Source organism: Treponema sp. R80B11-R83G3 (assembly GCF_054786115.1).
This window is the reverse complement of the sequence record NZ_BDHF01000530.1, coordinates 1-411: the sequence shown is the minus strand read 5'-3', so window position 1 is coordinate 411 and position 411 is coordinate 1. Positions and strand designations below refer to the sequence as shown.

The window sequence follows — 411 nt, the reverse complement described above, 5'->3', positions numbered from 1 at the left end:
CAATACTGACAGGCAGCGACGAGGGCGCGCCCGTTCCCGGCGCCGCCGCTTCCGGCGGCGAAGAAACTATCAGCCGCCGGGACGCGGCAACCATGCGTATGGCCGCCGGACAAACGGGCGGCATATTCATTGACGCGAACCGCGATGATGCCGCCGATGTCTTAATCAGCCACCTTCGTTCCCTGTCCGTGGAAACAAAAAGCCCGGGAAGCAATAAAACAAACAAGGAACGGTGGTTTTTATTTGTGTTATTGGCTATAGCGGCTTACGGCGCGTCGAGATTTTGTTTGTTGAATATTGGGGGGAGAAAAAATGAGGAATGAGGAGTTAGGAATTAGGAATAAAACGAAGCTAGCAGAACACAGCTGCCAAGCAGCTATTCCTCATTTTTCCCTCCTCCCTGTCCTTCTC

At 53.3% G+C, this 411-nt stretch carries 1 pseudogene; it reads left to right on the top strand.

The features are described from left to right. Nucleotides 1-323, top strand: a pseudogene (locus ACYVRH_RS14810) (hypothetical protein); the annotation flags it as partial. Nucleotides 324-411 lie beyond the last annotated feature (88 nt).